At 60.2% G+C, this 26,593-nt stretch carries 26 protein-coding genes and 1 pseudogene; 10 read left to right on the top strand and 17 right to left on the bottom strand.

All coding sequences use genetic code 11. The features are described 5' to 3' along the window. Positions 1-10: 10 nt before the first annotated feature. From J2W94_RS08130 to J2W94_RS08165, 8 genes and pseudogenes are all read right to left on the bottom strand, one after another. Positions 11-124, bottom strand: a pseudogene (locus tag J2W94_RS08130) (cation:proton antiporter); the annotation flags it as partial. Beyond that, positions 124-2,106, bottom strand: a complete 1,983-nt coding sequence (locus J2W94_RS08135; protein ID WP_310092019.1) for a ferritin-like domain-containing protein — start codon at positions 2,104-2,106, stop codon at positions 124-126. The pseudogene J2W94_RS08130 and the gene J2W94_RS08135, both read right to left, overlap by 1 nt. Positions 2,107-2,176: 70 nt before the next feature. Beyond that, positions 2,177-2,590 carry a GFA family protein gene (locus J2W94_RS08140; protein ID WP_310092021.1) on the bottom strand — a complete coding sequence of 138 codons (414 nt, stop codon included), beginning with the start codon at positions 2,588-2,590 and terminating at the stop codon, positions 2,177-2,179. A 64-nt stretch (positions 2,591-2,654) separates the two neighbouring features. Further along, entirely contained in the window at positions 2,655-3,668 is a 1,014-nt protein-coding gene (locus tag J2W94_RS08145; RefSeq protein ID WP_310092023.1) for an aldo/keto reductase, read from the bottom strand. Between the two features lie 117 nt (positions 3,669-3,785). Next, complete coding sequence (locus tag J2W94_RS08150; RefSeq protein ID WP_310092025.1) at positions 3,786-4,565, bottom strand: alpha/beta fold hydrolase; 780 nt, start codon at positions 4,563-4,565, stop codon at positions 3,786-3,788. Positions 4,566-4,616: 51 nt separating this feature from the next. Then, positions 4,617-5,042 (bottom strand): putative quinol monooxygenase, encoded by a 426-nt coding sequence (locus J2W94_RS08155; RefSeq protein WP_310092027.1) that lies wholly within the window; start codon positions 5,040-5,042, stop codon positions 4,617-4,619. A 52-nt stretch (positions 5,043-5,094) separates the two neighbouring features. After that, positions 5,095-5,949 carry a VOC family protein gene (locus J2W94_RS08160; protein WP_310092029.1) on the bottom strand — a complete coding sequence of 285 codons (855 nt, stop codon included), beginning with the start codon at positions 5,947-5,949 and terminating at the stop codon, positions 5,095-5,097. Between the two features lie 691 nt (positions 5,950-6,640). Then, the gene (locus J2W94_RS08165) at positions 6,641-7,747 is read right to left on the bottom strand and encodes an SMP-30/gluconolactonase/LRE family protein (protein ID WP_310092031.1); all 1,107 of its coding nucleotides are present in this window, start codon (positions 7,745-7,747) and stop codon (positions 6,641-6,643) included. Between the two features lie 132 nt (positions 7,748-7,879). Here J2W94_RS08165 and J2W94_RS08170 point away from each other — a divergent pair, with 132 nt between their 5' ends. Continuing rightward, positions 7,880-8,668 carry an alpha/beta fold hydrolase gene (locus tag J2W94_RS08170; protein WP_310092033.1) on the top strand — a complete coding sequence of 263 codons (789 nt, stop codon included), beginning with the start codon at positions 7,880-7,882 and terminating at the stop codon, positions 8,666-8,668. Positions 8,669-8,670: 2 nt separating this feature from the next. Further along, the gene (locus J2W94_RS08175; RefSeq protein ID WP_310092035.1) at positions 8,671-9,300 is read left to right on the top strand and encodes a response regulator transcription factor; all 630 of its coding nucleotides are present in this window, start codon (positions 8,671-8,673) and stop codon (positions 9,298-9,300) included. Between the two features lie 13 nt (positions 9,301-9,313). Here the strand turns inward: J2W94_RS08175 and J2W94_RS08180 are convergent, their stop codons facing one another. Further along, entirely contained in the window at positions 9,314-12,445 is a 3,132-nt protein-coding gene (locus tag J2W94_RS08180; protein ID WP_310092036.1) for a sensor histidine kinase, read from the bottom strand. Positions 12,446-12,848: 403 nt separating this feature from the next. Between J2W94_RS08180 and J2W94_RS08185 the strand changes: the two genes are divergently transcribed. From J2W94_RS08185 to J2W94_RS08205, 5 genes are all read left to right on the top strand, one after another. Further along, positions 12,849-13,037, top strand: a complete 189-nt coding sequence (locus tag J2W94_RS08185; RefSeq protein WP_310092039.1) for a hypothetical protein — start codon at positions 12,849-12,851, stop codon at positions 13,035-13,037. Positions 13,038-13,224: 187 nt separating this feature from the next. After that, positions 13,225-13,443, top strand: coding sequence for a carbon storage regulator (locus J2W94_RS08190; protein ID WP_310092041.1), 219 nt, complete (start codon positions 13,225-13,227; stop codon positions 13,441-13,443). Positions 13,444-13,550: 107 nt separating this feature from the next. Further along, entirely contained in the window at positions 13,551-13,808 is a 258-nt protein-coding gene (locus J2W94_RS08195; RefSeq protein WP_310092043.1) for a type II toxin-antitoxin system prevent-host-death family antitoxin, read from the top strand. Then, complete coding sequence (locus tag J2W94_RS08200; protein ID WP_310092045.1) at positions 13,796-13,957, top strand: type II toxin-antitoxin system RelE/ParE family toxin; 162 nt, start codon at positions 13,796-13,798, stop codon at positions 13,955-13,957. The genes J2W94_RS08195 and J2W94_RS08200 overlap by 13 nt, the downstream gene beginning before the upstream one ends. A 720-nt stretch (positions 13,958-14,677) precedes the next feature. Further along, complete coding sequence (locus J2W94_RS08205) at positions 14,678-14,941, top strand: hypothetical protein (protein ID WP_310092047.1); 264 nt, start codon at positions 14,678-14,680, stop codon at positions 14,939-14,941. 40 nt (positions 14,942-14,981) lie between these two features. On the opposite strand, the gene J2W94_RS08210 is transcribed toward J2W94_RS08205, so the two are convergent. From J2W94_RS08210 to J2W94_RS08220, 3 genes are all read right to left on the bottom strand, one after another. Continuing rightward, the gene (locus J2W94_RS08210) at positions 14,982-16,652 is read right to left on the bottom strand and encodes a phosphoethanolamine transferase (protein ID WP_310092048.1); all 1,671 of its coding nucleotides are present in this window, start codon (positions 16,650-16,652) and stop codon (positions 14,982-14,984) included. Next, positions 16,649-17,320, bottom strand: a complete 672-nt coding sequence (locus J2W94_RS08215; RefSeq protein WP_310093652.1) for a phosphatase PAP2 family protein — start codon at positions 17,318-17,320, stop codon at positions 16,649-16,651. Before J2W94_RS08215 ends, J2W94_RS08210 begins: the two co-directional genes overlap by 4 nt. 234 nt (positions 17,321-17,554) lie before the next feature. Beyond that, entirely contained in the window at positions 17,555-19,276 is a 1,722-nt protein-coding gene (locus tag J2W94_RS08220; protein ID WP_310092050.1) for an ArnT family glycosyltransferase, read from the bottom strand. Positions 19,277-19,420: 144 nt separating this feature from the next. Between J2W94_RS08220 and J2W94_RS08225 the strand changes: the two genes are divergently transcribed. After that, positions 19,421-20,137, top strand: a complete 717-nt coding sequence (locus tag J2W94_RS08225; RefSeq protein WP_310092053.1) for a response regulator transcription factor — start codon at positions 19,421-19,423, stop codon at positions 20,135-20,137. Positions 20,138-20,161: 24 nt separating this feature from the next. On the opposite strand, the gene J2W94_RS08230 is transcribed toward J2W94_RS08225, so the two are convergent. Both J2W94_RS08230 and J2W94_RS08235 read right to left on the bottom strand, forming a co-directional pair. Next, positions 20,162-20,497, bottom strand: a complete 336-nt coding sequence (locus tag J2W94_RS08230) for a lipid-A-disaccharide synthase N-terminal domain-containing protein (protein WP_310092056.1) — start codon at positions 20,495-20,497, stop codon at positions 20,162-20,164. A 7-nt stretch (positions 20,498-20,504) separates the two neighbouring features. Continuing rightward, positions 20,505-21,224, bottom strand: coding sequence for a glycosyltransferase family 2 protein (locus J2W94_RS08235; protein ID WP_310092058.1), 720 nt, complete (start codon positions 21,222-21,224; stop codon positions 20,505-20,507). Positions 21,225-21,515: 291 nt separating this feature from the next. Here J2W94_RS08235 and J2W94_RS08240 point away from each other — a divergent pair, with 291 nt between their 5' ends. Then, a complete protein-coding gene (locus J2W94_RS08240; RefSeq protein ID WP_310092060.1) occupies positions 21,516-22,214 on the top strand; it encodes a response regulator transcription factor in 699 nt (232 codons plus the stop codon). Further along, positions 22,204-23,469 (top strand): sensor histidine kinase, encoded by a 1,266-nt coding sequence (locus J2W94_RS08245; protein ID WP_310092062.1) that lies wholly within the window; start codon positions 22,204-22,206, stop codon positions 23,467-23,469. The genes J2W94_RS08240 and J2W94_RS08245 overlap by 11 nt, the downstream gene beginning before the upstream one ends. 130 nt (positions 23,470-23,599) lie before the next feature. Here J2W94_RS08245 and cydX read toward each other — a convergent pair whose 3' ends face one another. From cydX to J2W94_RS08260, 3 genes are read right to left on the bottom strand one after another with little or no spacing between them, the layout of a single operon-like run. Further along, positions 23,600-23,755 carry a cytochrome bd-I oxidase subunit CydX gene (cydX, locus tag J2W94_RS08250; protein ID WP_310092064.1) on the bottom strand — a complete coding sequence of 52 codons (156 nt, stop codon included), beginning with the start codon at positions 23,753-23,755 and terminating at the stop codon, positions 23,600-23,602. Positions 23,756-23,763: 8 nt separating this feature from the next. Further along, positions 23,764-24,912 carry a cytochrome d ubiquinol oxidase subunit II gene (gene cydB, locus J2W94_RS08255; RefSeq protein WP_310092065.1) on the bottom strand — a complete coding sequence of 383 codons (1,149 nt, stop codon included), beginning with the start codon at positions 24,910-24,912 and terminating at the stop codon, positions 23,764-23,766. Between the two features lie 12 nt (positions 24,913-24,924). Further along, positions 24,925-26,511 carry a cytochrome ubiquinol oxidase subunit I gene (locus J2W94_RS08260; RefSeq protein ID WP_310092071.1) on the bottom strand — a complete coding sequence of 529 codons (1,587 nt, stop codon included), beginning with the start codon at positions 26,509-26,511 and terminating at the stop codon, positions 24,925-24,927. Positions 26,512-26,593 lie beyond the last annotated feature (82 nt).

Raw genomic sequence — 26,593 nt, forward strand, 5'->3', positions numbered from 1 at the left:
TACGCATGCGATAGCCGAGGACCGAGCCGAGCCCAAGCCGATTGAACAGGGGAACCATCACCACCGCCGCGCCCAGCAGAATTACGGCCTGAATCAGTTGCATGTTGGATGCAGGATCGGCCATCAGCTGCGGAATCCATTTGCGCGATGGGTTCCGTCGCAGAACGGCTTGTTGCCCGATCCTCCACAGCGGCATAAGCGGGTGGTTGTCGTTCGGTTGATAGTCCTGCCCGTGCCACTGCAAATTTCGACGCTTCCGCTAACCAGGAGCGGTCCATCGGTTTCGGGATCAATATTCAGCGGACCACCGCGTTGTGCCAAAGGTTGGGATGCAACGGTGTCAGGCTCGCCAGACGCTTGAAAATGGATGGCATTGTGGCTTCCATCGCAGAACGGCTTGTTCGCTGATGCACCGCAACGACATAGAACCGCGCGCATACCAACTGGAATTCCGTCCAGAATCAGCTGCGCACGAATGCCAAGGGGCCCATTTTCCCTAAGCTGAACAAGGTTGACAGCCGGCGCCATTTCCTCTTGACCACCATCCCGCCGCCGGTAGCCAATTGCGCCCGAAGGACACATGTGGGCGACGGTGATCAGCGCCTCAGCGGTCGCCGCTTCAGGATGGATCCATTCGCCAGGCGTATTGGCCTTAAATACCGCTGGGAGCTCCAGTACGCAGTGCCGTGCATGAATGCAACGCGGGCCATCGTAGACTAGATCTACGGCCGACCCCCGAATTATCTTGGCTCCGTCACGTTGGATTAGCGGCTGAGGTGGGGCAGGTTGTGGTGCGACAGCTTCAGCGACTACACCGACTTGAGCGGAGTCACGCATTGCTTCCTCTTCCCGACGACAGCGCTCGGCATGGCCAGCAAGGCGCTTGGCCAAGTGGTCGGTAGCGGCGCCTGTCGCACGCAACATCGTCTGAAGGTCCGGGTACGCGCTTGCCAGCTTCTCGCATCTGATGGAAATCTCGTGCATTCGTTCTATTAAAACCTCAATACTTCCTGCCTCACCAATCATTGCCGCCGCCGAACGCACTGTCGCAAAGCTCAGACCAGCAGTCACGCCTGTGGCACTGGCGTTGGCGGGAAGTGAACTCAATTTTGTTGCGACCGACCCAAGCAGATGCATGAGTTCGATGCCTGCGGCGACTAGCGCGGTCTGCGTTGGTCGTCCTACATCACCATAGGCCAGCGCCACACATCGCAGACAATGGTTGTAGAGTGCATTACCTAGATCGAGCAGAGCGGCCGCCGGCTCTTCACGGATCCACAAGCGATCTTCCTGCGTCAGCGGGGGCCGCATCACCGGGTTGATGGCACCGGCGCGCGCAGGGCAAAAATCTGCTCGCTCTTGCAGCAACGCGTCGTACTCATAACCCATACGTAGGAACCGCTGATAGTGTGAGTCCACACTTTCAGAATCGGCGCCTTCGCCTTGGCGAACGATGGAATCGATGGCGCTCAATGCCGTTTCTAGGCAGCGCACGGTCTTCAAGCCCGGTAGCTGAGCCACATCTTCGTCGAGTTGATGCTCGGGATCTCCGACGAACAGTGTTGATTCGCCCATCAAGACACTTAGGTGTTTCAGTCCAGCAGCGACAGATCGGTACAGTTCACCAACGGTTTCATAGTCGGTGCAAACCGTCATTAGACGGTTCATATCGAGCGAGCGCGAGTAGCGCCGTGGTGGCTCGAATCCGTCCCCGTCCGCTATGTCCGTGCCATCAGGCCGCTCCAAATAGATAAAGTGCGCGAGCGTCTGTCGATCAAACGGCGCCAGTTTCACCACAATTCCGGCCGGATGGTAACCCGGTGCAATGGGAAAGTTCTGGTGGACAAAATGAGCCGGTGCACCCAGCGATGACAGGATATTGCAGACGATCGTAAGGTGACCCATTTCTTCGACCGACACGGCAACGATCTCACGGCGCCAACGATTTACCGCCTCCATTTCAGAGTCAGACAAGCTCTCCTCTGAACTCTGCTTAAGGCTAAAGGCTGCGTACAAGTAGCAGCACATCAGGTGATGCTCGATCTCGGCCGCCTCAGCCAGCAGTGCCCACAATTGTTCGCGCGAGGTAGGTACGGCAATTTGCAAGACCCGAATCTCCAGCCTAGTCGGTGGGTAGATAGCGGCCTGACCGGGCCGGCATCCTAAGTGATCCGTCCTATCCAGCGTTCTCGGAAAACTGGTGGACTTCTTCCGGCCATTCCATCCACGCCTGCGCGCTGGCACCCCAAATGCTGACCTGGGGGGTCAACCAAGGAGCAGCGACGTCGTCCAAGGTGCCAGTCTTAAGCCAGTCGAGCTCCGGCGTCGCTTCCAATTCTGCCATGATCGGTGATCCACACTTTGCACAGAAATGACGGCGGACAAACTTGCCGCTGCCGCCCTTGTGCTCATAGAAGATTGGGCGCTCTTTCGTAAACTCCAGTGTTCCTTTCTTGTAAGCGAGGATCACCGAGAACGAGGTTCCTGTTTGCCTTTGGCAGCTATGGCACTGGCAGGCCACCGTCATGACCGGATCAGATTCAGTCCGATAACGGACAGAACCGCACAGGCATCCACCTTCGAGTTTCATATTTCCGACCTTCAGTAGAAAAGAACGTTATTTGCTCGATCAATGGCTAACCGTCCAGGTCAATCTAATCGTCTGCTGGCAATGGAGCTTCGGCGTCAATCAAGCCAGCGCTGCGAAGATCGCGCCAGAATCCAGACGGCACTACTTCGAGCAGCGCGGCGCGATCTTCGGCGATACGCTCAGGCTTGCTGGCGCCCGGGATTACCCCCGCCACCGCCGGATGCGCCAGTGAAAAATGAAGGCCCGCAGCCTTCATGCTGATCCCGTATCCGTCGGCCAGCGTTTTAATGCGCGCGACTTTGTCCAAAATTGCCGGCGTCGCCGGCGAATACTCGAAGTTCGGGCCACCCACCAACGCTCCTGAGCTATAGGGCCCACCCACCACGATGTGCAGCCCACGCTCCATCACCTTCGGCATGACGCGCTGCAGCGCACGCGAATGATCCAAAAGGGTGTATCGGCCTGCAAGCAGGAAGCCATCCGGGCGAGGTTCGTCCAGATCGAGTAGGAGTTCGATAGGCTCGACGCGATTAACACCTAGCCCCCACGCTTTGATGACGCCTTCCTCTCGGAGACGATGGAGAGCCCTGAATGCCCCTTTGCGTGCTGTTTCGAATACAGCCAGCCATTCATCACCATAGAAGTCCTGCGCGACATCGTGGACCCAAACTATATCGATGCGATCCGTCCTAAGCCGCTTCAGGCTGTCATTGAGTGAACGAAGCGTTGCGTCGTACGAGTAGTCGTTGACAATCTTGTTTGGCAGGCCGTACTTGAATACATCGCCCTTCTCCCCGAGATCGCGAACACTGATGTCCTCTACCTCATCCAGGATCAGGCGGCCCACCTTGGTGCTGATTACATACGTATCTCGCGGTTTTCCCGCCAGCGCCTCACCCATTCGGATCTCCGCAAGTCCTGCTCCATAGAATGGCGCATTGTCGAAGTACCGAATGCCATCCGCCCATGCCGCCAAAACAGTTGCCTGAGCCTCCGCCTCTGGGATGTCACGAAACATGTTGCCGAGCGGAGCGGTGCCGAAACCAAGCTTTCCGGGCAGGAGCTCTTTCAATGACATACCGAGTTCCTCTATCTGCAGTTAAAGAATCAACTAGCCGAGTTACATCGCACAACACACTCAGATAACCGTCGGCTTGTCGAATGCCATCGATTCCAAGGGCGCGCTGTCGCCCGCCTATTCCGAAGGCGACACAGCGACCGACGCAGCTTCGGCAGCTTGCCGAATCAATGCGGCGACCGTTTCCGGCGCGGCGACATAGATTGCATGGCTCCCAGCCGAAACGACAACGGTTGCGCTCGCTCGTCCAGCCATACCACGCTGGGCATCTGGGGGAATCATCCTGTCGTCCTCTGTTACTAAGTACCAGCTTGGTTTGCTTTTCCAAGCGGGCGTTCCGACCTTCCCTTCAAAGGCCTGGACACCCCAAGGAACCTGGGAATCGGCCATGAACTGGGCGATCTCACTCGGGACATCCGACGCGAATGCTGACGCAAACTTGGATCTGTCCAGAGTCAGAAAGCCATCGGCCGACGGCACGATAGGCGGCCCTTGCGCGCCGGCAGGGGCGTTGGCGATCAACGAGGAAACGGATTCGCCCTGATCGGGCGCGAAAGCCGCTACGTAGACCAGCGACGAAACCTTGGGATCCGATCCCGCCTCTGTAATAACCACTCCTCCGTAAGAGTGTCCTACTAACACAACAGGCCCAGCAGCCCCTGCAATAGCCCGATTCGTCACGGCGACGTCATCTGCAAGCGAGTTCGCTGGATTCTGGACCACTACGACTGGAAATCCTTCTTTTGTCAGGATGCGATGGACACCCGCCCAGCCGGAACCGTCTACGAATGCGCCATGCACCAGAATGATCGTCGGTCGGCTTGTGGAGGGAGCCGCAGGAAGGGCCTCGGAGGTGGTCGCCATGGCCAGCGTTGCGAGAACAAAGAGATATTTCATGACATCACTCCTGGGATGTAAACATCGGACTGGGGCCTAACGACACCTGCTTCACGGCGAAGGCTCGACTCGATTCCCCAGGATCTCCATTCGAGTCGCCTTTACCCCGCCATCGGCGAGTTCCGGTAACCGGGCGAACCATGCTTGCACATGGGGCGTGGCGTTGTGGGCTTCAAAGTCCGCTTGTGTCGCAAAGATCTCGTAGAAAACAAAGTGCCCAGGTGTCTCCCGATCTTCCTGCAGGAAGTACATCAAGTTGTTTGGTTCAGCGCGAACTTTCTCGACCAGAGGCAACGTAATCGCGCGCAGTTCATCTTCCTTCCCCGGCTTCGCGCGCACTTCCGCGACGACGGCGTATGCGTCGGGTGGGATCACGTCGTAACGCGCCACATGGGAATCTGCCGCGAAAGCAGATGCAATCCCAAGTACAGCGATGACCAAGAGAACATTGATCTGGATTGACAGCGAACGCTTCATGGCTCTACTCCTTGCAATTAACCTGAATATGGAAACGACTTGTGATCCGATGCTATGCGCTAGATACAAGACGCTTGCGGGCCTCAAGTGCGCCATCGAATACGCGCTTGACCGGACCTAATGCCTGAACGAACTCAAGTTGCTCGCCCTCGCATCCTTTGCAATAGATCAGCCGCCAACCGTTCGACTTGCCTTCGGTGATGCCGTTGCTGTTTGCTTCGATCGGCGCGGATCGACGCTGCTCCTCCGACGTGACGGTGAGGACTCGATTGGCCCGAACATGGTTCATCCCGCGGCGCGCTGACTCGGCTTCCAGGTCGGCGATGAACTGATTGAAATCGACCTCATCCCGGATGTGGAAGCAGATGTGCATCATTCTGGGATAAGCAGGACTCATGTGATCAAGCGGTTCCGCGAACGCATTTCCGCTGCCGGTAGGCTGTTCCGAATCCCGATACTGCAGGAGCTCGATCACCACGTTGTCGAACTGGACGAAGCGGACATCCAGGCGCTGCGCACCGCTCCTCAGATCCGGTATGCCCATGGTCAGCGGATTAACTTTGCGAGCACGCGACTCGATCACTTGGTCGGTAAGCAACGTATTGTGGATACGCTCTCCATAGAAGTCCCCGTCGCGCATCACCTCGGTACCACCGAGAACCTCGGTATAGAACTCGAACGCTCGATCCATGTTCTGTACCGTAAGGCCGAAATGCTGCACCCCTCTCAGGCGTCCTCCGATCGAGCCGAGGGCTCTGGCTGCGGCCCCTTTCGCAGCAGGCCCCTGCGCGGCCAAGGCGGTGGGTATCGCCGAGGCGGCCAAGCCGCCAGCGATGGTGATTCCAGCTGCTTGCAGGACACTGCGCCTTTGGAGATCGGTGTCGTCGGGACCTGGCTCATGGATCATGGCTATTTCTCCTTCTGAGTTAACATGCGATCTGATTTCACGCATGGGGGTGTGGGCTGCCTAGCTATCGTTTTTTTCCAAAGTCTGATGGTCGCGATAGAGGCTTGGGTATAGCCTGACGGGGATGTCTCTCCGCCGTATTGCGCGCCACTTGTCAGTGTGTTCGTGGTTAAGAGACCGCCAATGTATGCCTCAGGCAGATCATTCAAAACGATCTGGCATCGGACTGGGATCAACGCTTCTTCCGGGAAGTTCACCAAGAGCGCCTGACACTCTCCGCGGCCACGGAAAACCTTTGATCCCATACGTATCTCGGCATGGAAGTTTTGCCTGGTTCTATCGTCTGTCGGCCCAAAGCAGCCGCGAAGCTCCGCAACCCTTTGATTGGCAGCGTCTACGATGAGTCCATCGGCAGGTCGCGATATAACGCTCCAAAACGAGTACCGTCGATCAGCATCGATCGGATACGGGTCAAATCCGACGGCGGAGGCTATGCATCTTCCGCCTTGGACCTCTTGCCGGTCTCGGATGCTTCGAAGGACATAGATTTCCTCGAATCTTTCGTCATGCCCTGTTGGCGAGTCACTCTGTTCGGCATAGACAGGCAATGTGATGACAACGCCGAAGATCAATGATGCTATCGAGATCCATGATCCCAGAATAGGCGCGGCTCGGTTTTGAACTGCAACGTTCATCGTTTCATCCAACCGATCGATGCGGCATGCAGGCTATGTATGTAGAGCCGATCTATGGTTTCGGTTGCGCCAGTCGTCTCTGGATAGGATCCGAGTGGATCCTGTAGGTCTTCGACAACATGACCGTCTTCATTGAAGGCGAAGACGTGCCCATAGGGGTTGCCAACTGGAAGCAAGGCTCGAGGCAGTCGCAGCAACACCTTGCGGAGGAACGGCTTGTCAGAAAGCTCATCTGCTGCAGGATTGCGTGGCCTGAACAAGCCGAGCCAGATTCGACCGTCCCGGCCGCGCATCAGGTTGTCTGGATAGCCAGGAAGATTGTCCAGGAGCACCCGTGCCGAAGGGGATCCACTCGAGACATCAGTATCACGTGCGGACGCATCGATCTTCCAGACCCTGTACCGGCCGGTCTCCGAGACAAATAGCGACCGTCCGTCTGCGGCCATTGCAATGCCGTTCGCGAATGAAAGGCCGTGCACCACCTCGTGCGTGAATCCTGTCGCTGGATCATAGGCGAGCACACGGCCGCTCGCAGCCTGCTCCAGGATGTCGTACAAACTCGCCTCGTACGTACCACCCCAGTCCACGGGCGCGAATCGCGTGGAGGCATCGGTGAAGTAGATGATTCCGTCGGCAGCCACCACAATGGAATTGGCGTAGCGAATGGGATCGTTCGGGCCGACCTGATCCACGAGTACGCGCACGCGACCTTCGTCGATGCTCAACAACCCGCGCATGGCATCGGCGGCGATCATGTTCCCGCCAGCGTCGAAGTCAAATCCGAGCACACGCCCGCCGGTATTGGCGAAGACCTTGGCGTGACTTACGTCTGGGTCCATGCGTAGGATGTTGCCACTGGTCATGGCGGCATATAGCTTGCCGTCCGGGCCTATTGCGAGGTGCTCGGGACCGTATTCCTCGCTTAGGTCGACGGTATGCAGATTCGCCAATCGCGCGTTCTGCGCATAAACACCCACGTAGCCTTGCGCCAGTGGCGCTGCCCAGGCTCGCGGGTCCGCATGCACCGGCCAGAAGCATAGATAGGCCAACGCCGCCAGGATGATTATCCCGATGCCCCACGCCACTTTTCGCTTGATGGACATCGGTTGATCGATTCCTGCGATGCAAGTGGCGCGAGCATGCCTCGGTGTCCCAGGGCGCGCATTCCCCGTTCGGGTAATTAGCACCCCTCCTTGTTCTGATATTAATTTAGCCTCAACTGCTTGGAGAACCGCATGGCCTCACAGCCCTGGCTATCGGTTGTGGAGGAGTTCGTCGAATCAAAAGACTGCCGAAGGTTATTCCTGCGTTACTGGCGCCCCGGAAGCGTTCGTGCTGTTGTGGCCATCGTGCATGAACGTGGGTCGCACAGCGGTCAGTATCGGCTTTTTGCCGAAGCCTTAGCTACGCGGGGCGTTGCCACTTGCGCTATTGATCTTCGAGGATGCGGTCGGTCGCCGGGCTCGCGCTTCCAACTCAGCCCGATCGATGGCTACCTCCGCGATACCCGCACGATGATGTCTCGCATAAGCGAACGCGATCCCACGAGTCCGCTATTTCTGTTCGGTCATGGGACCGGTGCGGTGGTCGCCTGCCTCCATGCCTTGCGACACGGAGACGAGTTGGACGGGATCATCTGCGAGGGGATTGTGCTCGATTCGCCTCGAAACGCCGCGATCTTGCGGATCTTCAGCGGGCTGGCCCCCTCTTTTTTCTGGCTGGCGGGCACTACGCTGCTCCGTGCCAACGATCGCCTACGCGAGGCCCTAGGCGAACTGTCGTTGCCACTGCTGCTGTTGCACGGATCAGAAGACATGATGGCACCGCCCTCCGGTAGCGAGTACCTTCATGGGCGCGTGGGTTCCAGCGACAAGACACTGCAGGTATTCGAGGGCTATTATCATGACCTGATCAACGATCACGGCCATGCTATCGTCCGTGAGAAGACCTGCCAGTGGATCGAGGCGCAACTAAACTCCAGCGCCGGTCGCCGTCGGATGGGCATTGAGTACATCAACGAGTAGCTATGAATACCATCCGCATTCTCGCTGTGGATGACCATCCCCTCCTCAGGGAAGGGATTGCTGCGCTGATTGCCGGTCAACCCGACATGCAACTGTCTGCGGAGGCGTCGACCGGCATGGAGGCCATCGAACGCTTCCGTGAATTCAGACCGGACATTACCTTGCTCGACATCCAGATGCCGGGAATGGGCGGCATTGAAGCGCTGATGGCCATTCGGAGCGACTTCCCTGACGCGCACGTAATCATTCTGACGACGTATGGCGGTGATGCGCTGGCACAGCGTGCACTCAAGGCGGGCGCGCACGCATACGTGCTAAAAGGATCTGTACGCAAGGAGCTACTGGATACGATTCGCTCGGTGCACTTGGGACACAAGCACATCACCGCCGACGTGGCCAGCGCGCTCGCCGCGCATCGGGGAGGAGAAAGTCTTTCATCGCGCGAGATCGACGTGTTGAGGCTGGTGGCCGCGGGGAACTCCAACCACGAAATCGGTTTACGTCTGTCGGTGAGCAAGGAAACGGCGAAGGCGCATGTGAAGCACATCATGGCCAAGCTGGGCGCCAATGACCGCACTCATGCCGTGACCTTGGCGCTGGCTCGAGGAATTCTTCCCTCGGTGAGTGAATAAGTCTCGGCGAACCTTAGTCCGAGCCGACGTAGGCACGACTCGCGGTAATTTTAAGCTCCACCAGCGTGCCGTTGCCGTCGCTGCGGATCTCCAAGCTTCCACCCAACTGGCGGGTCCGCTCCCGCATGCCCTGTATTCCCCAGTGACCGTCCCGACCGTGCGCGATCAACTGGGGCTCCAGGCCGACACCGTCATCACGCACACGTATCGAAAATCGTTCGGCGCCCCACTGAACTTCTACTTGCACCAGCTTGGCTCTCGCGTGCTGCACGGCGTTTCGAAATGCTTCACGGCCTACTTGCAAGACATCGTCGCGCACCAGTGGGATCAAGCGACGCGGCGTACCTTCGATAACGATACGGAACTCCGGCGCGCCGTCCAGCGAGAGCATCGGCATGTCCCGTGCCATTGCGCGCAGCGCTGCTTCGAGATCAGATTCGCTGGCACCAAAGGTGCGGAGGTCTGTGACCGCGTCCCGAGCCCTCTCCACGGTTTCATCACCGCGACTCAACGCCTCATCCAGCGCGATTGCGGCTTCTTGCGGTCGCGCCGGAAGGAGGTTACGTACTGCCTGCAACCGGAACATCAGACCATGAAATCCTTGCAGCAGAGAGTCATGTAGTTCGCGGGCGATGCGCGTGCGCTCTGTGACGCGTTCATCAAGACGGATCTCGAACCGTTGTAGCACTTGGCGCACGCGCAGCTGATAGATGAGCAACACAGAGCCCAGTACGAACAGGGCCATAAGTGTGCGAAACCAAATGGTCTGCCACCAGGGCTCGTGAATGGTGAGTTCCAACGCGGTCGTCTCGGACCATTGACCTCCGCTCGCAGCTGCCTGTACTTCCAGCCGGTAATCTCCTGGCGGCAGAGAATTGTAAGAGGCCACGCGCCGACTGCTGTCCACCACGTGCCACTCTTCTCCCAGCCCAACCAGACGGAAACGGTAGCCAATCGCAGTCGGATTCGTGTAGCTCAAGGCTGCGAATCCGGCGGTGAACGTGTTCTGCGAGTATGGCAAACTCAGTCTTGCCAGTACGGGTAGCACTTGTGGTTGTGACTGTGGCGGCCCATCGGGAAACCTGCGCCCGGCGATCGTCAGATCCGTAAACTCGACGGGAGGTACATGCCCCTGCATTCGGATTCGGTCGGGGTAGAACGCCGTGGCTCCCGAGAATCCGGCGAAGTACATTTTATGTGCCCGACTTTGGTAGCAGGCACCCCAGCCTGTGAAATCCTGGCCCGGAAGTCCATCTATCTGAGAGTAGCTCTGGATTTTTCCCGTTGCCGCGTCGAGCCGAGCGATACCCTTGTTGGTCCCAAACCAGATGCCTTCCTGCGCATCTTCAAGAATGCAGCTCACTGCATTACCCGGCAGCCCATCGTGGACGCGATAATTGCGGATGTGGCCAGTGGCTGGATCGAGCGCGTCGAGACCATTCTGCGTTCCCGCCCAGACCACTCCGCGCCGATCTACATGTACGGCGTTCACTCTGCCATTGCTCACGCTCCCAGGCGCACCGATGGACGGGAACGTCACAAACTCCTTCGTCACTGGATTGAAACGCTGCAGGCCGTACTGGTTAGTGCCCAACCAGATGTTCCCCGAGCTGTCTTCCGCCAGGGCGAGATACTTTGGATCAATTTTCGGCGGTTTGTAGTTCTCGAATCGGCCGCTCTTGTCGTCGAAGCGGGAAAGCCCGCCCCAAGTCGCAAACCAAACGTTCTGCGATCGGTCCACCAGGATATCGTTGACCACGTCATCTGCAAGACTGTTTTGATCGGCGGGATCGTGCTGGAATCGAACCACGCGACCCGATGGTTCGACTAGGACTATGCCGGTTCCCGTAGTACCGAGCCAGATGCGGCCACGAGCGTTCTGTGCCATCGAGATCACATCGGCCTGCAGACCCAGTCGCTGGTGCAGATCTTGTCGTTCACCTGACTGTTGATCGACACCTAACAGCATCCCCATGTAGCTGATCCACAAAGATTGGCCCTCTATCTCAAGAATGGAATTGACCATCTTCTCGCTGCGTATGCGGAGGGAGGTGGGTCTCGGAGGAAGTTTCTCGAAAAGTGGTTTCCGTGCGGGGAAAAGGTTGAGTTGCTCGCCATGCAAGGCCACCCAAATGTTGTCCTCCCGGTCCTGAAACAGCGTGACGATGTCGTCACCACCGAGGCTTTGCGGGTCACTGGGGCTATGGCGATACCGAATGAAGCGCTGACGATCAACGTCCAGGTGAAGCAGCCCCGCGCCTCCAGTGCCGAACCACAAACCACCGCCGCGATCCTCGAGCGCCGTGAATATTCCGAAGCGTGGCATCGGCGCGCCAGTGCTATCGACGAATCGGTAGTTGGTCAGAGTATTGGTCGTCCGATCAAATGTGGAGAGTCCGCTTCCGCCCGCATGATAGATCCAGAGTATTCCCGAACGATCTTCGATGAAGTTTATTTCCCTTGGCTCCCGGAGCGGTATCCGTGTGAGCACCCGACCACTGCTCCGGTCGATGGCTTCGAGCCCTGCAGAACTTGTTATCCAGAAAGTGCCCGAGTGGTCTTCCTTAGCAAATTTCAGATCGTTGCTGGCGAGCGAACCAGAGTCCTCGGGATCAGCTTGGAAATGCGCGAGAGCTCTGCCGTCCGAATCAATCCCGTATAAGCCTGCGGTGGTGCTCAGCCACATAGTCCCAGATCGGTCCTGATAAAACGATTGAGCCGTTGGACTGGACTTGCCGGCGTAGGAGATCCGACTGAAAGTCCCGGTCCGGGGATCGAAAATGTCTACGCCCTTCTCGGTCGAGATCCACAACCGACCAGACTTATCGTTATAAATAGCGTAGACGAACACGCCACTAAGCTGATTCCTGTTGTTTGGATCGGCTGCAAATACCACATGACTGTATCCATCGAATCGATACAGACCGTATTGCGTCCCGAACCACATGAATCCGATATCGTCCTGGGCAATCTGCCCGACTCTCGACGCCGAGAACTCCTGAGAGTTTTCTACGCGACTGAAGGCAATATCGTCGCCTTCGATCACAGTAATGGGGTGCGATTCCGCAGCGATGTGCGCGTGCGTCAATGCGCGAGCATCAGCGACAACAGAAAAGTACGACGCTGCAAGCGCCGCGAGGCCCATTAGACAGGGCCATCTATACAACGCAGACATTCCTATCATTCTGATAGACATGCGCCGGTACAGGTAGGTTAGTGGCAATGCTGCTTCAACGCAGTTCGAAGCTCGGAACGTGATGGATATTTTGCTCCCGGGACTTACCGAACTTGAGAGAGTCCGGATAGCGGGGTTTTGGCAGAAGAATAACCCGGTAGCCGCTCCTCCGGCCAAGAGAGCATCGGGTTTCCTGTAGGTGGACCCCTTATGGGTCGGAATCGGACATTGGCTCGCGCCGAACGATCCCTTGACCAGATGGCGATCGGCGGAGTTCTTCTGGCGGACCAAGACCCCCACTCGACGTGGCGACGATCGACATCTGTGTCATGGACGGGGCTTGGCCCAAAGACACCTGCAGGTTATCAAAAACATGCTGGCGGCCATGGCCGAGGGATGCGGCATCGACAAGCCGTCGCTCGCTTGGTGGGTCACCTTCAGGGTCATCGACGAAGGCAGTTGGGGCTCGCGCGGCGGGGTGACTTCGATCTTCGATCTGCTTGCCAGCGGGGTATTCACCGAGGCCAAGGCCGACGCCATCCGTCGGTTTTTGGAACGGTAGACAGTCTGAACAACCCGGCAGGAATGACGGGCCGTCCACAGCGTGTCAGCAGCCTGAGGGAGCTACGATTCCGAATGGCGCCACAGCGACCTTCACCTTGAGTTGCGCGGTGCAGTAGTACGGTCGCAGGCGTAACCTCCGACTTACTATCAGCTATCCTAAACAACTTCGCGATGAAGGAACATCGATGCTCAATCTTTCCCGACACGTTGGTCAGACGATAAAGATCGGAGACGAAATAACCATTACCGTTCTCCCCTTCAAATCGCATGGCGAGGTGCGCCTTGGGATCGCCGCGCCGAGCGCCGTGCCGGTCCACCGCTCCGAAATTTATGACCGCATACAGCGCGCCAAGCCGATCACTGCGGAACTGCCTGATGCGCGGGCAGCCAGCGACCCTGATTGAAGGGTGTCGATGTACGGAGTGAAGCCAGTACGCAGAGCTCTATATGAAATTTGCCTGCCTTGCACCGACTACTTGCGCGCTCCAAAGTGATACTGGAGTATCACTTCATGCGCACCGAACTCGTTACCACCCTCAAGCGGCAGGCGACCGAACTCCTCTCGGATATCGAACGGGACAAGGAACCTATTCTTATTACTCAACACGGCCTGCCAAGCGCCTACCTCGTGGACGTCGAGACCTATCAGTTGATGCAACAGCGCATGGCCGTGATGGAGGGCATCGCCCGTGGGGAGTTGGCGATCGCTGAGGCGCGCGTGGCCACTCATGCCCAAGCCAAGACGCGCCTCGCGCGATGGTTGAAATAATCTGTTCGGAGCCGGCGTTGAGCGACTTGGACGCCGTCGTCGATTACATCGCTCTAGAAAACCCGGCCGCCGCCGCAGAGTTGGTTAAGTGCATCGTTGAGCACGTAGGGCAGTTAGCTGACCACCGGATATCCCGACCAATAACCTAAACAGACCCTAAATTTACATGGATTCACGGAGAAGGCTTGAGGCGATAACTGAAAGGAAATCGATGGCTGACAGTCTGTGGTTTTTCTGACGGTAACTGCGACGGTAACCGCAAAAGTCTACAAACAATAAATCGTTCGGAAACAGTTACTTGAATACACTATACGAAACCACCCATACCACCACATCAAGCAACGCCTTGAATCCGGTATTGAATCAGCTAACCCCGCGTAATTGCGGGGTTTTTTGTTGCCGGGTCGAGGCCGGTACCGGCACGGATCCGACGGTTTTTCACGCCCGGACTTGCTCCAGATGCCGTTCCGTCACGGGCGGCGTCCCAGGTTGGCTGCCTTTCCTGCAGGTCGCCGTCGCGCGGCGGCCCCATCCTGCTCCGCACATCGCGGCGCTGGCCGCGTCGACCGCCCGCGGCAATGGCGCAGCCGCCCAGGGTGACTCGTGGCGGTCCCCGTTTGCGAGCGGAGATGCTTGGGAGACACGCCGTTCATCGCCTATGCCGACCTCAGCCGAGATCCAAAACCGTCAAGCATCGGAATAAAGCCGGCCACCGGCATCGGTGCGGTTTTAACCACCGGGACACGAGCTTGAAGCGAAACGAAGCGGGCGGATTAACCAAGAACCAACGTCGTTCCGACCGCCCTCCGACGGATCGTTAGGCATCCTTGTAGCGACTCTTCGAGTGAATAGCGATGAAGCATTCAAACATGGCGGTTGCAGAACGCGGCGGGCGAACTGAAGGCGATACGCAGATCACTGCCTACCCGCGACTTCTCCGGATATTCGCCGGATCGACCATCGCCGCAGCCCTATGCGGCCTCGCCGCTTTGGCGACGGACGGCAGCAAGGGGCTGCATCCTGCCCCATTCCTTGCGCTGGCCACGTTATTGGCGATCACGGCCGCCTGCGCGTTCCTCTCCATGTTGCTGTGCCTGTCGGGAGAGGCGGTCATTCGCTGGTGGAAACGCTAGGGCGGGAAATCGCTACCGTCGTTTTCGGCGCCGCGCTTCTCTATTGCCTGCTACGGCACTTCGCGAACAGATCGTAAGCGGGTTGATACTCGCGGGTGCTCACTTGCATCAGTCCCAGGATGGAGGGAAACAGGTTGTCGTGACTGACCGGTTCCGTCGCCTCGTGCCTCAGGCATGCGGTGTCCAGCTTGGCGTCCTGCACGAACCCTGGCGAGAACCACATCGCCATCGGTACCCGGGTCTGCTCCGCCGGTGCGATGGAGTAAGGCACGCCGTGCAGGAACAAGCCCTTCTCGCCCAGCGATTCGCCATGATCGGAAACGTAGATCAAAGCCGTGTCGTAGTCGGCCTGCGACTCGAGCAGGCCGATGGCCTGGGCGAGGAAATGATCCGTGTACAACAACGCATTGTCGTAGGCGTTTACGATGCCCTGGCGCTCGCACTCGCCCAGCTCGGAGTTTTCACAGGTGGGCGTAAAGCGCTTGAAGCGCGATGGGTAACGTTCGAAATAGCTGGGGCCATGATTGCCCAACTGATGCAGCACTATTACCTGGTCGCCTTTGGAGGGCGAAAGCTGCGCACGCAGATCCTTGAGCAGGATCTCATCCAGGCAACGCTTGCCGTTGCAAAGATCGGGATCTTTGGCGTCCGCCAGATGCTGGATCGGCAGACCGTCGCACACCCCCTTGCAGCCGGACTGGTTGTCGCGCCACAAGGTGGTCACACCCGCATGATCCAGTACGTGCAGCAAGGACTGGTGGCTGCGGATCTCCTCTTCGTTGTAATTGCGGCGGCCATAGGGAGAAAACATGCAGGGCAGCGACACCTCGGTACTGGTCCCGCAGGAACTCACCTGGGAAAAGTTGATGAGTCCGTCGACCTTGGCCAGTTCGGGCGTGGTCTGGCGCGCGTAACCGTTCAATCCCCAGTTCTGCGCGCGCGCCGTTTCTCCAACCACCAGCACCAGCAGCCTTGGTTTGCCGCCGCTGATGCGTGGGGTCTCCTTGGCGTCGGTTCCGATGGGAAGGAGCGCTTTTTTGGGCCCGGGAGGCGACGCCAGCGCCACGTTGGACAACGCAACGATGTAATTGGCCGGAGTCACCAGGTAGCGCACTTCGCGATGGTTCCGTACCAGCGAGGAGATGTCCTGGAATGAAAGCAAGGTCCCCGCGGCCGCCACCATTGCCATCATCGCCAGGAAAGCGGAACGGATGGCCAGCGCGCGGTGCCAGTTGCGCTTGAGCAGACGTATGCGCCACAGCGCCATCACCGGAACGAGGGTCAGTACGATGGGAATCAGGAGCAATGGAGATAACAGCTCACTGGACTCCTTGCTGTCGGTATGCAGCACGTTGCGCAGCATGTCGGCGTCCAGATACACGCCGTAGGCGCTCATGTAATGGGCGGCGAGCGCGGTGACCAGAAAAAGCACGGTCAGCAGCGGTTTGGCCGTCCAGCGATTGACCACCAGCCCCAGCAGCAGCGCATGCAATGCGGTCGTCACCAGGAACAACGATATCGCCAATCGCCACTGCTCCAGCGGATGGGCGAGCGCGCTATGCCAGAACGCGCCGTTGCTGAACATGGAAAAAAACAGACTGCAAAGCAGAATCAGCGCCTCGCTTCCGATAACCGGACGAAGTTTCCACCAGGCGATAGGCCGATCGTCTTTCCGATTGAGCGCTTCCTGGCTCCCGACGATGGTGCTCATGGCGCAGCCTCCACCCACTGGCCCTTCTGGCGATGTCCCAGCATCAGCAGATAAAGCGCCAGCGCGATGAGCCAGCAGATCATCAGCGCCCAGAGATCGTGAGAAAGAAAGTGCGCGCCGCGAAGCTGTTGCGCGACTCCGAATATGGCGCCCAGACCCAATGCGAAGCCAAGCCCCCACCAGCGCCAACGCGGACGCGTGCTCAGGAAGAAGAAATACAGTGCGATCCATGCATAGCCCGCGCTGGCATGGCCGGCGGGAAAGCACTTCGCATGACCTAGTATCGACGGCCGATGCATGAACAACCCGTAGTAGGCGTTATCGCCTCCGTAGCGCAGCAGATCCCAAGGGCAGTCCACGTTGGTCCAACGCTTCAACAGACCGACGGCGGCAGTGGAGAGCGCGGTGGCGAGCAGCAGGTAGACCAGCGGCCGCCGCCATTGCCTTGCTTGCCGCACCAGCAGCGATATTCCGACCATCAGCGCCAAGGTGAACCACATGTCCTTGCTGGCCTGACGGCCTGAGGCATGCAGCAGATCCTGAGTGAGGTATCCGGTCTGCAGATTCCAGGCGTGGCCCTCCATTGCGTACAAACGATCCGCGAGCCAGAGATCTCCATGCAGGCCCATCAGCACCACCGATAGACCGGCGAAGATCGTCAGCGGCATCCACAAGTGTTGGAAATAGAACCGCGAGCCGACATTCGGCCACTCGCGCACCGGATTGCCGCCCAGCGCGCCGGGGCCGATTGCCAGCCATGATCGTGGAGCGGGTAGAGGAGTAGGAGATTGCATCCGCGCGCGCATAGGAACAATTGGCGCGAATGATTGGAGTTGCTCTGTCGGAGAGCGGTCGGAGCGGGGTTCGCTGTCCGTTAAGACCCTGGATCGGTTAGCTGGGATTCAAGGAGTTTCGTCGTCCTCCGCCTTGAACGCGGGCGTCGTGCACCCCGGTTTCCATGCATTGCCCGGCACCAGCAACCAGCGGTTGCGATTGGACTGGCCGATATCGATCGCGCGTGCGCGGTTCACGCAGGGGCTCAAGGCCTTGTCCAGCACGAACACCCAGCGCCGCGACGGATCTTCCAGCAACCACGGCCCGGCCGCGGCCCACTGGTCCTGCCATGAGTGCTTGAAGCCGAAATCGACTGTGGGCCGGTCGCTCTGCAAGGCGTTCTGTTCGCGCCAAGCCACCATGCCCAGTTGCGCTTGCGGCCCGATGCGCTGGCTCACCCGCTGCATCAGCTTGCGGGCGGAACTGTCGGCATCCAGCGTAGGCGCCAGACCGAAGCCATAAGTCATCCACAGCAAGGCCGTCACCACGACTACCGCCGTACCCACGCGTCGGCGCCCGGCCCAGAGGATCACCGCCATCGAGGTCAGCCCGAAAGCGAGCAGCCAGAACAAGAAGGTGCGCAAGGTGGCCGTGTCGATGTCGCGTTGGGCGGCCAGCCGGTGGGCCCACTCGTTGGCGCCCAGCAAGCCCGACAACGCCAGGGCGGACATCACCAGCGCCAGCACCCCTACGTAACCCAACAGCGTCCGCTGCACGGCGACGCGACGCATCAGCGCTTGCAGCAGCGGCGCAGCGGCCACGCACAAGGCCGGCAGCATGGGGAAAATATAAACCTCGCGCTTACCGGGACTGGCGCTGAAGAACAGCAGGACCAATGCGCTCCACCCCAGCAGCAACCAGAAACGCCGATCGCCACGGCGCAACCGACGCCACCAGGCGGGCACCAGCCAGGGCAACAGCAAGGCGCCCGGCAGCCACAAGGTCACGATGACCTGCGCGAAGTACCAGAACGGCTGCACGTGGTGCCAGGCTCCCGCATAGCGTTTGCCGGTCTGTTTGAGGAGGATTTCGGCGGCATAAGCGTGGAAGGCGGGATCCGAACTGTTGTAAACCGCCCACAGCATCGGCACGACCCAAACGCCCGTACCCGCGACGAAGCACAGCGCGCCCACTAGCCAACGCCATCCATCGCGCGTGGGTAGCGTCGTGCGCGGCGCTTTGCGATCCCGCCACAGCAGCACAGCCCAGGGCAACAGCACCAGCACGGGAAGAAAACCCACGCCCTTGGTCACCGTGCCCAGCCCGGCGGCGAAGAAACCCAGCCACGCCAGTGGCCAGTGCGGTCCACGCAACAGATGGCGCAACAGCCCATAGAGCGACAAGGTGGTCATCGCCACCAGGACCATGTCGATCTGGCCGCGCTTGGCCTGCAAGCCGAACTGCAGACAGACGAACAAGGCGAGCGCCGCGTACTGGCCTGCCCTGCGGTTCCACAACCGCGCGGCCAGGTCGTAGGTCAGCCATAGGGTCAGCAGCGCCGCGAGCAGCGAAGGCAGCAGGAAGGCGACCCTCCAGTTGCCGATCGCTTCGTACGCCGCCGCCTGCATCCACATGAACACAGGCGGCTTTTCGGCGTAGAACTCGCTTCCACGATGCGGGAACAGCCATTGCCCCGACTCGACCATGTCGCGCGCGGCCAGGACGAAGCGCGGTTCATCCGGAGGCGAAGGATCCCGCATACCCAGTCCGGCCAGCAGACTGACCGCGATGAGTACGATCAGCAACGCCAAACGGGACGAGGACAGGGACATTCGTGGCAGGCGGGTCATTAGGGTGCGCGGCGCTCGCGGAAACGTGGCAATAGTGGATTTTGCAATGTAGGAAATATGTAAGAACAGACTCTGACGTTTTTCCGACCCGGGCGATGAAAACATCTCGTGCGCTGCTTTCCCAGCGACCCGGAGGGCTGAGTCGTGCGACTGCTGGTGGTAGAGGACAATGCGAGCCTGGTCGCCAACCTGTTCGATTACTTCGAAGCGCGCGGCCATACGCTGGACGCGGCTCCGGACGGCATCACCGGTCTGCACCTGGCTACCCAGCAGTCCTACGACGTGGTGATTCTGGACTGGATGCTGCCACGCATGGACGGCCGCGAGGTATTGCGCCGTCTGCGTAACGAGCGTCCCGCCCAACCGGTAGTCATGCTGACCTCGCGCCACGAACTGGCGGACAAGATTGCCGGCTTCCGTGCCGGTGCAGATGACTATCTGACCAAACCCTTCGCCCTGCCCGAGTTGGAAGTCCGCCTCGAAGCGCTGCTGGCGCGGCGCGATGGACGTGGAAGCAATCGCGTGCTCGAAGTGCACGGCCTGCGTTTGGACTTGCATACTCTGGAAGTCCATCGCGACGGACAACGGCTGCACCTGTACCCCGCCTGCCGCAAGCTGCTCGAAACGCTGATGCAGGCCAGCCCTGCTGCCGTTTCCCGCGAGCGTTTGGAGCGGACGCTATGGGTGGATCGCCCACCGGATGGCGACCTGCTGCGCTCCCATGTGTACGAGTTGCGGCGCAGCGTCGACGGCCCGTTTGCGGTGAAGCTGATCCATACCTTGCCGAGGGTCGGTTATCGGCTCGCGTTGCTTGGGGCCAGCGACGATTCTTATCCCGATGCACGTAACCAGGCCGAGTAAGCCACCACGGTTAGGAGGCGCCGGCTAGTGCGCTGCCCGGTCTCGCTTCCATCCACGGTGGCGGATATCCAGATACAGGCTGTAGATCGCGGTGAAGGCCGGGAACAGGTTCTGGATGACCCCTACCGAATCCTGCTTGGAGGAAAACAGGAAGTAGCTCAAAGTCATCAAGCTGCCGACGATGCTCATGTACCAGAACAATCGCGGGATCACCGGCTTGCGGGCGCGGCGCGAGGCGACGAACTGCACCAGCCAGCGCGCCCCGAACATCAGCGCGCCGACCATGCCGATCACCTTCCACGGGGTCATGTGCAGACCGGTCCAACTCAGCCACAGGATTTCCTGGTTCATCGGATGCATGTTCTGCTCACAGTTCCTCTGCGCGCGGAATCCTGCTGCGCTTTATCAACCAGGCTACGCCACGCAGATCGCTGATGCCTACCCAGGCGCGGTGGAGGTTGTTGTACTTTGAAACGCCGGCCGTACGGCCGCGGTGATGGACCGGGATGCTGACAGTGCGCCAACCGGCGCGCTGCATCAGCGCAGGCAGGTAACGATGCATGTGGTCGAAATAGGGCAGCTCGAGGAAAGCCTCTCGTTCGAACAGCTTGATGCCGCAGCCGGTATCCGGCGTGTCGTCGCGGAGCAGGCGGGAACGAATGGCGTTGGCCCATCGCGACGCCCAACGCTTACTGGCGCTGTCCTGTCGATTTACGCGCCAGCCAGCGAACAGGCGCACCTCGGCTGCTGCCGAGGTACACGCCTCTAACAGTTTGGGAATGTCGGCAGGGTCGTTCTGCCCGTCGCCGTCCAGGGTCGCTATCCAGCGCGAGCGCGCCGCCTTCACCCCGGTGCGGATGGCCGTGCTCTGCCCGCTCTGCACCAGATGGCGGATCACCCGCAACTCAGGCACTTGCTCCTGCAACGATTTTAGCTGCTGCACGCTGTCGTCGGTGGAATGGTCATCCACATAGACGATCTCGAAAGGCAGCCGCGAGCGCAGCGCCGCGACGATCTCGTGGACTAGGGGGGCAATATTGTCGCGCTCGTTGTACACGGGCACGACCACGGAAAGTTCGGGAGTCACGACAAATGCGTCTCGGTCATAGAGCTTGGCAAACGAGGGTGGGAGGCACGTCGGAAAACCAGCGCGCACGGGCAAGCCATACGTTAGCCACCCCCTCCGACTCCACAGTCGAGCAAGCGTGGAAAAAGGGCTGTCGGAAATTCGTCAGAACTCCGTTAGCCCGGCGTTAACCGTTCACTTCCACCACCAAGCCTACGGTACCGCCTGTTACAGGCGCTTTGACAGAGGGGCACCGATACTGGGAGCATCAATCCTTGCATCGCTCGCCGCGACAGGCTTTCAGGATTCTCCATGCGACTGTTGGTGATCGAAGACAACCGCAGCCTGGTCGCCAACCTGTTCGAATATTTCGAGGCCCGCGGCCACACGCTGGATGCGGCCCCGGATGGCATTACCGGGCTGCATCTGGCCAGCAAGGGCGCCTACGACGTGGTCATCTTGGACTGGATGCTGCCGCGGATGGATGGCCGTGAAGTGCTGCGGCGGCTGCGCGAGAACGAGAACTCCGGGGTACCGGTCATCATGCTGACCGCTCGCGACGAGCTTCCCGACAAGATCGCCGGATTCCGCGCCGGCGCCGACGATTACCTGACCAAACCCTTCGCCCTGCCAGAACTGGAAGTACGCGTGGAAGCGCTGATCGCCCGTGTGGCCGGTCGCGGCCGTAGCCGCATACTCGAGGTCCAGGATCTGCGCCTGGATCTGGCCACGCTGGAAGTGACGCGCGGCGGGCAAGTCCTGCACTTGTATCCGGCCTGCCGCAAATTACTGGAAACGCTGATGCAGGCCAGCCCCGCCGCGGTCAGCCGCGAACGGCTGGAACACGCCCTATGGGGCGACGAACCGCCCGACGGAGACATGCTGCGCTCGCATATCTACGAACTGAGGCGCAGCGTGGATGGCCCGTTCCCGGTCAAGCTCATCCACACCCTGCCACGCGTGGGCTATCGGTTGGCCGCCATCACCCAGGATCCCGCCGATGGAAACTAGGACGCCGCTGAAACAACGCATCCTGCGCTGGCTGGTCGTCTACGCGGTATTGCTCTCGGCCGCGGTGTTGATGGGCGGATACTTCATCCACGAGCGGGTGGAGCACCTGGCCTGGGAATCGCTGCTCAGGGCGGAACTGGACTACTACGGGCAGCGCATCCAGGCCAATCCGGCCTATCGCTGGCACGACACCGACACCCTGCGCCTGTTCGGAGTCCCCGGTGCTCCGCCGTTGCCGGCCAACCTGACGCCTCTCGAGGCGGGTTTGCACGACGACATGACCCTGGACGGGGTGAACAGCGTGGTGCTGATCGAGCAGATCGACGGAAAACCCTTGGCGATGGCGCTCAACCTGACCGAGTTCGAGGGCGTGGAGGGAACCATTAGCGCGGCCGTGGCCGCCGGGACCGTCATCGTCATCCTCATCCTGGGTCTGGTGGTGATGTGGCGCCTGGGTCTGGTGATCCAACCGCTGGCGGCGTTGGCCAAACAGGTGGAAGCGCTGAAACCGGCGCAGCCGAATCAGGAAGTGAATCTGGATGCCAACGCCAGCACCGAACTGGTGGTCATCGCCGATGCGTTCAACGACTACCTGCGCCGCAATCAGAGCTTCGTGGAGCGCGAGCACGCTTTCATCGCCAGCTCCAGCCATGAACTGCGTACTCCTATCGCGGTGATCGCCGGCGCCTCCGAGCTGGTGCTCGAACAGGCCGACGTGCCCGCCGCCGCACGCAATCAGGTGGCCCGCATCCACCGCACCGCGCGCAATGTGGAGCAGTTGATTTCGTTGCTGCTGACTCTGGCCAAGGATCCCGCGCGGCTGGCCGATTCCAGCGACCGGGTTGCGCTGGACCAGCTGTTGCCGGAAATCGTCGAGGACCATCAGCACCTGACCCGCGACAAGGATCTGGTGCTGGTGCAGCAGGCCATGCCGGCCTGCGAGATCGTCGCGCCTCTGACCATCGTGCAGGCCGCCATCGGCAACCTGTTGCGCAACGCCATCGAGAACAGCGATCGCGGCGAGATCCGCATCAGCCTGCGTGCGGATGCGACGGTGGTGATCGAGGATCCGGGCCACGGCATGTCGCCCGAGGAGATCAGCGAAATCTATGCGCGCCTGGCGCGCGGCGGCGGACGGGACGGCGGCGGCATCGGCCTGGAGCTGATCTCGCGCCTGTGCGAACATCTGGGTTGGAAGCTTGCGTTCTCCTCGGTGCCCGGCCGAGGCACCCGCACCACCCTGCGCCTGCGCTGATCGCCACTGAAAAACCCCTCGCGCGACGTCTGTGGGAGCGGCGTCCCGCCACGAGCTCTTGATCTTGTGGAGACTCCAAAAGCTCGCGGCGGGACGCCGCTCCCACGAGCGCCGCTTCTACCGCGTTGGTTCAATCAGCGCGCGCTTCTTCCGCCAGGCGCTTGGCTTCCTGTTCTTTCGCTTCGCGCGCGGTGCGGTCGTTCTCGCGCATTTCGTACCACATGCCGTTGAGGATGGCGAAACTCGCCGCCAGACTCACGCCGAGTATCCAGGAGAAATACCACATGGTTCACCTCAGTAGGAGTTGTGGTTCTGTTCCAGGCTTTCCGGGCTCACCTTGCCGCGCAGTACGCGGTACACCCAACTGGTGTAGAGGATGATCAGGGGCAGGAACAAGCAGGTCACCACCAGCATGACGAACAAGGTCAGGTGGCTGGAGGACGAATCCCACAGGGTCAGGCTGGAGGATGGGTGGGTGGAGGAGGGCAGCAGGAACGGGAACACCGCCACGCCTTCGGTGAGGATGATGCTGGCGATGGCCAATGCCGAAGCCAGGAACGCCGATCCGCCGCGTCCTGCGCGCAGCAGCAGCGCGCTCAGCAGCGCGCCCAGCACGCCCAGCACAGGGAAGATCCAGGTCCAGGGCATAGCCTGGTAGTTGGCCATCCAGCCGCCGGTTGCGGACGCGACCTGCTTGAACAACGGGTTCGATGCAGCCGCGGTGTCGGCGACTCCGACGATCGTATGGCCCGTTATCCCAAACGCCACCCAGATCCCCGCCAACACGAACAGCACCGCCGTCGCCAACGCCGCCAGCGAACCGTAGCGCCGCGCGCGCATCGCCACCGGTCCATCGGTCTTGATCGTCAGCATCGCCGCGCCATGCGCCACCAGCATGCTCACGCTGACCAGACCGCACAGCACCGCGAACGGCGAGAGCAGCGCGAAGAATCCGCCGGTGTAGTAGATGCGCAGGGTGTCGTCGAAGTGGAAAGGCGCGCCCAGCAGCACGTTGCCCATGGCCACGCCGAACACCAGCGCCGGCACGAACCCGCCGATGAACAAGCCCCAGTCCCACACTGCGCGCCAGCGTTTGTCTTCCACTTTGCTGCGGAACTTGAAACCGACCGGCCGCAATATCAGCGCGAACAGGATCAGGAACATCGCCAGATAAAAGCCGGAGAAACTGACCGCATATAGCGCCGGAAAGGCAGCGAAGATCGCTGCGCCGCCTACGATCAGCCACACCTGATTGCCTTCCCACACCGGGCCGACCACGTTCAACACCAGACGCCGCTCGGCGTCGGTGCGCGCCACTGCGGGCAACAACGTGCCCACGCCCAAATCGAAGCCGTCCATCACCGCGAAGCCGATCAGCAGAATGCCCAGCAGCAGCCACCAGATCAGGCGCAGGGTCTCGTAATCGAGGGGAATCGTGTCCATGTCGTTCTCCCGTCAGGCCGCGGTCGAGGAAGCGGCCGCCAGCGGCGTGCCTTCGTGGTTGGGGCGCCGCGCGCCGCCGGGCATGTCGTCCGGCCCCTTCAAGATCACCTTGCGCAACAGGTACACGTCGACCACCGCCAGCGAGGTGTAGATGACCACGAAGCCGGTCAGCGAAATGATCACTTGGTGCAACTTCAAGCCGGAGGCGGCGAGGAACGTCGGCAGCACGCCATCGATGATCCACGGCTGTCGTCCGAACTCGGCGATCAGCCAGCCTGCTTCGATGGCCAGCCAGGGCAGCGGCAGGCTGTACAGCGCCAGTTTCAGGAACCAACGGTACTTGTCCAGCTTCCGCACCGTCGCCAGCCAGAACGCCAGCGCGAAGAAGGCGATGAAATAGAAGCCCACGCCGGCCATCAAGCGGAAGCTCCAGAACAGCGGCGCCACCCGCGGAATGGTGTCGGCCGCGGCCTTGTCGATTTCCTGCTCGGTGGCGTTGCCGATGTCCTCGCGGTAGCGTTTCAACAACAATGCGTAACCCATGTCCTGCCAATGCAAGTCGAACATGGCCTTCGCATGCATATCGCTGCGGTCGGCGCGCAGCTTCTGCAGAGCCGCATAGGCGACCTGGCCGTTGCGGATGCGTTCCTCGGCGCGCTCGACCAACTCGTTGATGCCGGGGATCTCGGTATTGAACGAGCGCGTTCCGATCAGCCCCATCACCCAGGGGATATGCACTGCGTATTCGTTGGTGCGGGTTTCCTGGTTGGGGATGGCGAAGGCGTTGAAGCCGGCCGGGGCCGGTTCGGTCTCCCACATCGCCTCGATCGCCGCCAGTTTCATCTTCTGGTTTTCGCCGGTGACGTAGCCGCTCTCGTCGCCCAGCACCACCACCGACAAAGACGCCGCCAATCCGAAGCTCGCGGCCACCGCCATCGAGCGCTTCGCAAGGTCCACGTGCCGTCCCCGCAGCAGGTAGAACGCGCTGATCGACATCACGAACACCGCGCCGAGCACGTAGCCCGCGCTGACCGTGTGCACGAACTTGGCCTGCGCGACCGGGTTGAACAGCACCGCCATGAAGTCGGTGACTTCCATGCGCATGGTGTCCGGGTTGAAGGTGGCGCCGACCGGATACTGCATCCAGCCGTTGGCGATCAGAATCCACAAGGCGGAGAAATTGGTGCCCAGCGCGACCAGCCAGGTCACCATCAGGTGCTTGACCTTGGACAGCTTGTCCCAGCCGAAGAAGAACAGGCCGACGAAAGTGGCTTCCAGGAAGAACGCCATCAGCCCTTCGATCGCCAGCGGTGCGCCGAAGATATCGCCGACGTACTGGCTGTAGTAGGACCAGTTCATGCCGAACTGGAATTCCATGACGATGCCGGTAGCCACGCCCATGGCGAAGTTGATGCCGAACAGCGTGCCCCAGAACAGCGTCATCCGCCGCCAGATGTCGCGCCCGGTCATCACATAGACGCTCTCCATGATCGCGACCATGAAGGACAGACCCAGGGTGAGCGGCACGAACAGGAAGTGGTACATCGCGGTCAGCGCGAACTGCAGGCGCGACAACTCGACTACGGTCATGTCCGGCATGGCGCGGCTTACCCGGTGAAGATGCCGGCATTCTGCGCCCCTTCTCCGCCTGCCGCATTGATCTGGATCAACGTCCGCCTTG

Origin of the sequence: Pseudoxanthomonas sacheonensis (genome assembly GCF_031455975.1) — a bacterium.
In the GTDB taxonomy this organism is placed as follows: Bacteria; Pseudomonadota; Gammaproteobacteria; order Xanthomonadales; family Xanthomonadaceae; genus Pseudoxanthomonas_A; species Pseudoxanthomonas_A sacheonensis_A.

Excerpts from the sequence above, each read along its gene's own strand:
- J2W94_RS08245 (WP_310092062.1), top strand. The coding sequence starts at position 22,204 with ATGGAAACTAGGACGCCGCTGAAACAACGCATCCTGCGCTGGCTGGTC.
- J2W94_RS08145 (WP_310092023.1), bottom strand. The coding sequence starts at position 3,668 with ATGTCATTGAAAGAGCTCCTGCCCGGAAAGCTTGGTTTCGGCACCGCT.
- J2W94_RS08210 (WP_310092048.1), bottom strand. The coding sequence starts at position 16,652 with ATGAGCACCATCGTCGGGAGCCAGGAAGCGCTCAATCGGAAAGACGAT.
- J2W94_RS08170 (WP_310092033.1), top strand. The coding sequence starts at position 7,880 with ATGGCCTCACAGCCCTGGCTATCGGTTGTGGAGGAGTTCGTCGAATCA.
- J2W94_RS08150 (WP_310092025.1), bottom strand. The coding sequence starts at position 4,565 with ATGAAATATCTCTTTGTTCTCGCAACGCTGGCCATGGCGACCACCTCC.
- J2W94_RS08175 (WP_310092035.1), top strand. The coding sequence starts at position 8,671 with ATGAATACCATCCGCATTCTCGCTGTGGATGACCATCCCCTCCTCAGG.
- J2W94_RS08200 (WP_310092045.1), top strand. The coding sequence starts at position 13,796 with ATGGTTGAAATAATCTGTTCGGAGCCGGCGTTGAGCGACTTGGACGCC.
- J2W94_RS08220 (WP_310092050.1), bottom strand. The coding sequence starts at position 19,276 with ATGACCCGCCTGCCACGAATGTCCCTGTCCTCGTCCCGTTTGGCGTTG.
- J2W94_RS08155 (WP_310092027.1), bottom strand. The coding sequence starts at position 5,042 with ATGAAGCGTTCGCTGTCAATCCAGATCAATGTTCTCTTGGTCATCGCT.
- J2W94_RS08205 (WP_310092047.1), top strand. The coding sequence starts at position 14,678 with ATGGCGGTTGCAGAACGCGGCGGGCGAACTGAAGGCGATACGCAGATC.
- cydX (WP_310092064.1), bottom strand. The coding sequence starts at position 23,755 with ATGTGGTATTTCTCCTGGATACTCGGCGTGAGTCTGGCGGCGAGTTTC.
- J2W94_RS08140 (WP_310092021.1), bottom strand. The coding sequence starts at position 2,590 with ATGAAACTCGAAGGTGGATGCCTGTGCGGTTCTGTCCGTTATCGGACT.
- J2W94_RS08230 (WP_310092056.1), bottom strand. The coding sequence starts at position 20,497 with ATGCATCCGATGAACCAGGAAATCCTGTGGCTGAGTTGGACCGGTCTG.
- J2W94_RS08165 (WP_310092031.1), bottom strand. The coding sequence starts at position 7,747 with ATGTCCATCAAGCGAAAAGTGGCGTGGGGCATCGGGATAATCATCCTG.
- J2W94_RS08240 (WP_310092060.1), top strand. The coding sequence starts at position 21,516 with ATGCGACTGTTGGTGATCGAAGACAACCGCAGCCTGGTCGCCAACCTG.
- J2W94_RS08215 (WP_310093652.1), bottom strand. The coding sequence starts at position 17,320 with ATGCCGCTGACGATCTTCGCCGGTCTATCGGTGGTGCTGATGGGCCTG.
- J2W94_RS08180 (WP_310092036.1), bottom strand. The coding sequence starts at position 12,445 with ATGGGCCTCGCGGCGCTTGCAGCGTCGTACTTTTCTGTTGTCGCTGAT.
- J2W94_RS08160 (WP_310092029.1), bottom strand. The coding sequence starts at position 5,949 with ATGATCCATGAGCCAGGTCCCGACGACACCGATCTCCAAAGGCGCAGT.
- J2W94_RS08190 (WP_310092041.1), top strand. The coding sequence starts at position 13,225 with ATGCTCAATCTTTCCCGACACGTTGGTCAGACGATAAAGATCGGAGAC.
- J2W94_RS08185 (WP_310092039.1), top strand. The coding sequence starts at position 12,849 with ATGCTGGCGGCCATGGCCGAGGGATGCGGCATCGACAAGCCGTCGCTC.
- cydB (WP_310092065.1), bottom strand. The coding sequence starts at position 24,912 with ATGGACACGATTCCCCTCGATTACGAGACCCTGCGCCTGATCTGGTGG.
- J2W94_RS08260 (WP_310092071.1), bottom strand. The coding sequence starts at position 26,511 with ATGCCGGACATGACCGTAGTCGAGTTGTCGCGCCTGCAGTTCGCGCTG.
- J2W94_RS08195 (WP_310092043.1), top strand. The coding sequence starts at position 13,551 with ATGCGCACCGAACTCGTTACCACCCTCAAGCGGCAGGCGACCGAACTC.